This window comes from Allobosea vaviloviae, assembly GCF_001298265.1.
In the GTDB taxonomy this organism is placed as follows: domain Bacteria; phylum Pseudomonadota; class Alphaproteobacteria; order Rhizobiales; family Beijerinckiaceae; genus Allobosea; species Allobosea vaviloviae_B.
In genome coordinates, this window is record NZ_LGSZ01000075.1 from 1 (window position 1) to 7156 (window position 7156).

4 protein-coding genes and 1 pseudogene are annotated in these 7156 nt (G+C 68.4%); all 5 read right to left on the reverse strand.

Going from position 1 to position 7156, the window contains the following annotated elements; all coding sequences use genetic code 11:
• Nucleotides 1-71: 71 nt before the first annotated feature.
• The 5 genes and pseudogenes from AE618_RS23680 to AE618_RS23695 all read right to left on the reverse strand — a co-directional run bounded on the left by AE618_RS23680 (nt 72) and on the right by AE618_RS23695 (nt 6696).
• A complete protein-coding gene (locus AE618_RS23680) occupies nt 72-1331 on the reverse strand; it encodes a DUF2254 domain-containing protein (RefSeq protein ID WP_054211542.1) in 1260 nt (419 codons plus the stop codon).
• A 116-nt stretch (nt 1332-1447) separates the two neighbouring features.
• Nucleotides 1448-1903 carry a hypothetical protein gene (locus AE618_RS29320; protein WP_432704525.1) on the reverse strand — a complete coding sequence of 152 codons (456 nt, stop codon included), beginning with the start codon at nt 1901-1903 and terminating at the stop codon, nt 1448-1450.
• A gap of 33 nt (nt 1904-1936) precedes the next feature.
• Nucleotides 1937-2530 (reverse strand): annotated as a pseudogene (locus AE618_RS29325) (4-(cytidine 5'-diphospho)-2-C-methyl-D-erythritol kinase); the annotation flags it as partial.
• A 204-nt stretch (nt 2531-2734) separates the two neighbouring features.
• On the reverse strand, nt 2735-4525 hold the full coding sequence (locus AE618_RS23690) for a tetratricopeptide repeat protein (RefSeq protein ID WP_082365532.1): 1791 nt from the start codon (nt 4523-4525) through the stop codon (nt 2735-2737).
• A gap of 491 nt (nt 4526-5016) precedes the next feature.
• Nucleotides 5017-6696 carry an electron transfer flavoprotein-ubiquinone oxidoreductase gene (locus AE618_RS23695; RefSeq protein ID WP_248311001.1) on the reverse strand — a complete coding sequence of 560 codons (1680 nt, stop codon included), beginning with the start codon at nt 6694-6696 and terminating at the stop codon, nt 5017-5019.
• Nucleotides 6697-7156: the final 460 nt, after the last annotated feature.

The following is a 7156-nucleotide window of genomic DNA, read 5'->3' on the forward strand; positions in this document are numbered from 1 at the left end:
CCGAGACCTGCGCTGCTAGCGTCGGCGGCAGCGTCAGAGGTGTATAAGAGACAGGGGATAAGGGGGCGGGGTTATGCTCGGACGCCAGGCCGCCCGACCTGCGCCGCGAGATCGCGCAGGAGCGCGAGGTCGTGCTCGAGGGTCAGGCCCCGGCTCGCCCGCTGCAAGGCCAGTTGGGAATGGCGAGAGGCGTTTTCGGCGAATTCGGCGGGTTCCAGTCGCGACAGCACCAGCATCGCTTTCTGCAGCCTAACGCCGACCTCGATGATTCCGGCGCCATCTCGCGCAATCGGGGTGAAGAGATCGTCGAACAGATCGCCGAGCGCGATCGGCGGGACATTGATGCGGGGGAAGGCGATGTCCTGCTGCCGGTCGCGGGGTTCGGCCGAGATCGCCAGGATGCGGACCGCCCGGCCGATGACGTCGATCGCGGTGCCGGGATCGTTGATGCCAGGCGACAGGGCGCGCGAGGCGATCTCGGACAGCACCGACGCGCCGAAGCGCGGGTCCTGATCGAAGGAACGCACATCCTCGATGGTATAGCAGGCGCGGATCTCGCTCTCCCGCTCGGCGACATCGAGACCTTCGGTGAAGGCGATCGGATCGACCGGGGTGACGAAGGCGCCCGGCGTCGCACAGACATGGATCCGACCCTTGCCGCCTTCGGCGATGTCCGAGAGGGCCCCGACATCGAGATGCTGCACATAGCCGATCCTGGCGACGTAGACCGGCCGGGCCGAGGCCGGAACATCGGCCCGCGGGCACCCGCCCATATGCGGCTGCTCGCAATGCAGGCGCATCGCCTCGGTGGCGGCCCTCTCGACGCGCTCCGTCGTCTCGGTGACCCGGCCCAGACGCGAGAGATGGTCGATCCAGCGCAGCAGCGTCACCACGATCAGGACGATGACCCCGGCGGTGACGACGAAGAGGACCACGCGGCCGGTGCTGCCATAGGCGCCGGTGCTCAGCGCGATGATACCGACCAGACTATAGAGGAACGAACCGATGAACGTCGCCAGGACGTTCTGGGTGGTGGTGTCCTCCATCACCAGCTTCGTCGCGCGCGGCGTGACATTGCTGGTCGCCGCCGCATAGGCCGCCACCATCGTGCTCAGCGAGAAGGTCGTGACCGCGAGCATGCTCGAGGCGATGATGCCGAGCACGTTGTCCACGGCGTCGGCACCGATCTTGGTCGGCAGGTCGCTGGGGATATAGGGCGCCAGCACGATCGCAGCGAGCGCGGTGACGACAGCCAGAATCGAGAACAGGCTGGCGCGAAACCACATCCGCCGGGTGATCTGGGAGAGGTGCCACAGCCAGCGCGAGGTCATGAGAGGGTTCCGTCGAAAGCGGTCGCGCAGGAGGGCGCACCGCTGACAACGCAGCCGTTGCGGAAGGGTTGCGCGCTATCGGCCGGCTGCTGCGGGACAGGGCGTAGGCTCTATGCTCACCGCAACACCGTCGCCTTCACCCACCACCCCGGTTGCTCTCGCACCAGCGCCCTCCCCGCCGCCGCGCTCGCACGGCAATCGTCGAAGAGGGCGAAGCAGGTCGCGCCCGAGCCTGACATGCGGGCGAGGCGGCAGCCGGGCTGGGCGCGCAGCGCCGCCAGTACGGTGTCGATGACCGGCGCGACACGGCGGGCGGGGGCTTCGAGGTCGTTGCCGGCTTCGCTGAGGGCGGCGAGCAGGGACGTGCGATCCGGGCTTATCCCCCAGGTTGGACTCTCACATCGACCTGCGCCGTCATCCCGGGCGACCGCAGGGAGACCCGGGATCCATTCCGGAACCTCTCCGGCATGCGCTCCGGAATGGATCCCGGATCTCCGCTCCGCTGCGTCCGGGATGACGGCGTGGATGGAACTGATCTCCTCCAGCCTCTGCGAAGCCATGCCCGTCGACATGGCGCTGCGCGGCTCTTCGGATCGCAGGCTCGCCTGGGGCGGATGCGCCTGACCCCACGGCAGGCCGAGCGCCTTGAAGACCGCCGCCGTCTCGACCGGAACTCCCGGATTGACCAGCAGCGCAAACAGCGGCGGCAAAGTGAGGGCCGGGCCGAGGCGTTCGCCGATGCCGGCCATGATGCGGGCGCGGGAGGCGAGGCAGACGGGCACGTCGGCGCCGGTGGCGGCCGCTGCCCGCAGCAGGGCGGGGTCGTCGGGCGAGAGCCCGTTCAGCCGGGCGAGCAGGCGCAGGGCAGCCGCCGCATCAGCGGAGCCGCCGCCGATGCCCGACGCCACCGGCAGGCGCTTGACGAGGTGGAAATGGCCGGTGCGGAGCTTGCCGGTCTCGGCTTCGAGCGCGCGGGTCGCCCGCAGGATCAGGTTGGTGTCGTCGACCGGGAGCCCCTGCCCGCGCGGGCCGTCGATGGTCAGCGAGAGGCCGGGGCCGGGTTCGAGCGTGAGCGCGTCGCCCGCACCGGCGAAGGCGACGAGGCTTTCGAGCTCGTGATAGCCGTCGGCGCGGCGGCCGAGCACGCGCAGCGTCAGGTTGATCTTGGCGCGGGCGCGGGTGGTCAGGGGGGCAGGCATGTCAGCGAAGCCGTCTTTCCGGGGCTTCGCGCAGCGAAGGCCCCGGAACCCAGAACCGACGCCGCCGACGAGAGGTCTCCTCGCGCCCCGTGGCCTTGCCGCGACCGGCAGTGGCTCTGGGTTCCGGGATCAGGCCTTTGGCCTGCCCCGGAATGACGGCGCGTTCATTCGTCAAGGCTGCCGTCCGAAGCGACAGCGGCAAACTCAGCCGCCGTCCTTCTTGGGCTCGGCCGCATCCTTCGGCTCGACCGCGTTGGCGTTGGGGCCGTCTTCCATGCCGCGCTCGATCTTGCGCTTGATCTTGACCAGATCCTCGGGCTCGGGATTGAGGTCGCGGGCATGGTTCCACTGGAAGCCGGCCTCGAGCTTGCGCCCGGTCTTCCAGTAGACGTCGCCGAGATGGTCGTTGATCACCGGGTCGGAGGGGCGAAGCTCCATGGCGCGCTCGAGATCGCGGGTCGCTTCGGCATAGCGGCCGAGGCGGTAATAGGCCCAGCCGAGCGAATCGGTGATGTAGCCGTCGCGCGGACGCAGCTCGACGGCGCGGCGCAGCATGTCGAGCGCCTCGTCGAGCTTGAGATGCTGATCGACCAGCGAATAGCCGAGATAGTTCAGCACCAGCGCGCGCTCGCGGCCGAGCGGCTCGGGCAGGAGTTCGAGCGCCTTGCGCAGATCGGCCTCGGCCTCGGGCCAGCGCTTGATGCGCTCGCGGGCGATGCCACGGAAATAGAACAGATCCCAATTGGCGCGGCCGGGCGAGGCGATCTTGGCGATCGCCTTGTCATAGGTGTCGGCGGCCTCCTGGAAGAGCTTGCGCGAACGGTAGATGTTGCCGAGCGCCGAGAGCGCGTCGACATCGTCGGGCCGCTCGGCGATCAGGGCGTTGAGATGCTTCACCGCCTCGTCGGGCTTGCCCATGTTCTCCAGCGCGAGACCGGCCTGGATCTCGGCATTGGGACGCAGCGGCGAGTTCGTCGGCATCTTCTCATAGACCGCCACCGCATCCTCGGGCTGGCGCGCCCGCTCCAGGATGTCGCCCAGCGTCAGGATGGCGAGGTCGTGATTGGGGTCGAGATAGATGGCGAGCCGAAGATAAAGCAGCGCTGCCGCCTCGTCGCCCTGGCGGTTGCCGGCGCTGGCGAGGCCATAGAGCACTTCCGCCGCGCCCTGCTGGGCGTTGGCGACCTGACGGGGCGGAGCCTGCCTGGCTGCGACCTTGGCGAGGCCGTCGCGGACGATCGGATGATTCGGCAGGAGGCGGTCGAATTCGCCATAGGTCGCGGCGGCGGCTTCGAAATCGCCGTTGCGCGCCTGCATGCGGGCCCAGAGATCGACCAGCCGGAGCGTCGTCTTCTCCGAATCATAGGCGCTCTTCAGGCGCTTCTCGGCATCGGCCTTGCGGCCGGCGGCGTCGAGGATCAGCCCGGCGTGATAATCGCGGAAGAGATTGTAGGAGGCCTCGCCCTTCAGCCGCTCCAGCGTCTCGACGGCGCGGGTCGCCTGGCCCGAACCGAGATAGGACCAGGCCGAAAGCAGCGTCGCGGTGATGTCGGCCGCACGGCCGCGGCCACCGCGCTGGAGGTGGTTGCGGGCGGTCTGGTAGCTCTTCTGCTTCAGCGCGCGGATGCCGACGGCGAGTTGCGCCAGGCCGTTGCTGGGATCGCGCTGGATCAGCCTGTCGGCGGCGCGGAAGGCATCCGGCATCGCGCCATCGGCCAGGAAGGCGACGAAAGCGCGCTCCAGCAGGTCGTTGTTCTGCGGATCGCCCTTGATCGCCTCGCGCAGATAGACCGAGGCCGCACCGAGATCGCGCCCGGCTCCGGCGACGATGGCTGCGAGGTAATTGCCCTCGAGGCTCTCGGCCGTGTCGAGCTGATCATTGGCGCGGAGCGTCGCGCCCTGCGCCGCCGCACCGACCGGCAAGGCCAGCAGCAACGCCAAGGCAGCCACCGTGACCCTGCCACGGCTGTTCATTCCAAATACCACGACTGCCATTCTCCCTCGGTCCGCCACCACGATCGTCGCGGGGGGCGTGGTCTTTGAGCGCGACCGTGACCGCTTCGCGTAGAGATGCAAGATGGCCGTTTCCAGGCGGACGGGCAAGCCGTCCGCGGCCGGAATGGCGCGGCGGCGTAGCGGGCGTGCCACAGTGGCGCGAAACCGTGCGTCACCGCAGCCTTCGCAAGCATTCGTTATCGCAACATCAGTGATTGGGGCGCTACTGTCCTTGCGTCGTACCAGGTCACGACGATTCGAATAGGATTGCTCCAATGAAAAAGCTCGTTCTCAGCGTTGCCGCTGTCGCTCTGCTTGCCGGTTTTGTTGCCGGTTGCGCCCAGCCGGAGAAGCCGGCCCCGGCCGTGATCCGCAAGGGCTGATCGATCCTCGCGATCGATCACGCAGATGCCTGCGAAAAAGGGCGTGCCGCTCGCCGGCACGCCCTTTTTCTTTGCGATTTTCGTCGAAGGCCGCGATGACCGGCCGCGTCACATATTCGCGTAGCCGGGACCGCCACCGCCCTCGGGCACCGTCCAGGTGATGTTCTGGGCCGGGTCCTTGATGTCGCAGGTCTTGCAGTGGACGCAGTTCTGCGCGTTGATCACGAAACGGGGATCAGTCTTCGCCTCGGCATCCTTGTAGACGACCTCGTAGACCCCGGCCGGGCAGTACAGCCGCGCCGGCTCGCCATAGAGAGGCAGGTTCTTCTCGATCGGGATCGACGGGTCGGTCAGCTTGAGATGGGCCGGCTGGTCTTCCTCGTGATTGGTCGAGGACAGGAAGACCGAGGACAGTTTGTCGAACGAGATCTTGCCGTCGGGCTTCGGGTAGACGATCGGCTTGACCTCGCTCAGGGGCTTGAGCGTCGCATGGTCCGGCTTGCCGTGCTTGAGCGTGCCGAAGGGCGACCAGCCGAAGAGCTGGTTCAGCCACATGTCGATGCCGCCGAGCCCGATGCCGAGCAGCGTGCCGTATTTCGACCAGAGCGGCTTGACGTTGCGGACCGGCTTGAGATCGGCGCCGATGGCGGAATCGCGCCAGCTCGTCTCGATCTCGACGACCTCGTCATGCGAGCGCCCGGCCGCCAGCGCCGGGGCCAGCTTCTCGGCGGCGAGCATGCCGGAGACGATGGCGTTGTGGCTGCCCTTGATGCGGGGCACGTTGACGAAGCCCGCCGCGCAGCCGATCAGCGCGCCGCCCGGGAAGGTCAGCTTCGGGACCGACTGCCAGCCGCCCTCGGTGATGGCGCGCGAGCCGTAAGACAGGCGCTTGGCCCCGTCGAACAGGTCCCGGATCATCGGATGGGTCTTGAAGCGCTGGAACTCATCGAAGGGCGAGAGCGTCGGGTTGGTGTAGTTGAGGTGGACGACGAAACCGACGGTGACCAGGTTATCGTCGAAATGGTAGAGGAAGGAACCGCCGCCGGTGCCGCCATCGAGCGGCCAGCCGAAGGAGTGCTGGACGCGACCCTTGTGGAACTTCTCCGGCTTGACCTGCCAGATCTCCTTCAGGCCGATGCCGTATTTCTGCGGCTCGCGGCCGGCGTCGAGGCCGAATTTGCGGATCGCGATCTTGGAGAGCGAGCCTCGCGCGCCCTCGCCCAGAAGGGTATAGCGACCGCGCAACTCCATGCCGCGCGTGAACCTGTCGGTGACCTCACCGTTCCTCGCGATGCCCATGTCGCCGGTGGCAATGCCAAGAACGGCGCCGTTCTCGTCGAACAGCAGCTCGGCCGCGGCGAAGCCCGGATAGATCTCGACGCCGAGCGCCTCGGCGCGGGCCGCGAGATATTTCGTCACGAGGCCGAGCGAACCGACGAAATTGCCGTGGTTGTTCATCAGCTTCGGCATCCCGAAGTTCGGCAGGCGGATGCCGTTGGGCTCGGTCAGAAAGTAGAAGATGTCCTCGCTGACTTCCGTCGTCAGGGGGCGGGCCTCGTCTTCGCGCCAGTCCGGCAAGAGCGCATCGAGGCCGGACGGGTCGATCACCGCGCCCGAGAGGATGTGCGCCCCGACCTCGGCGCCCTTCTCCACGACGACGACCGAGATAGCCTCGTCGAGCTGCTTGAGACGGATCGCCGCGGCCAGCCCTGCGGGGCCGGCACCGACGATGACCACGTCATAGTCCATGCTCTCGCGCGGTTCGGCCTGTGCCTGTTCGAGATCCATCCTGCCCTCCGAAGGCCGCGCACGGCCTCGCCGCCAGTTAGTTTATATATGAACCATTTCGCCTGCCTGTTCAAGACGGGCACGACGACAGTCTGGAAACCCTCTATCCAAGCGCGCGTTCCAATTTGCAACCGGGCGGCGCCATATGTTGCTCGCAACTCAAGCCGGGCACCTCTTCTCCCTCCCCCCGCTTGCGGTGGGGAGGGCCGGGGTGGGGGGCAGTGCCGCTCGGCGAGACGACGACGGATGGAGCTCCGGCTTTGCGGGGCCCCCCCCCCCCCCCCCCCCCCCCCCCCCGGGGGGGGGGGGGGGGGGGGGGGGGGGCGGCCGGGCCCGGGGGGGGAGCGCCCGCCAGGCCCCCGCGGGGGGCGGCGGGGGGGGGGGGGGGGGGGGGGGGGGGGCCGCGCCCCGCGCCGCCCCCCCCCGCGGCCGGCGCCGCGGCTGGGCGGGGGAGGTTCAC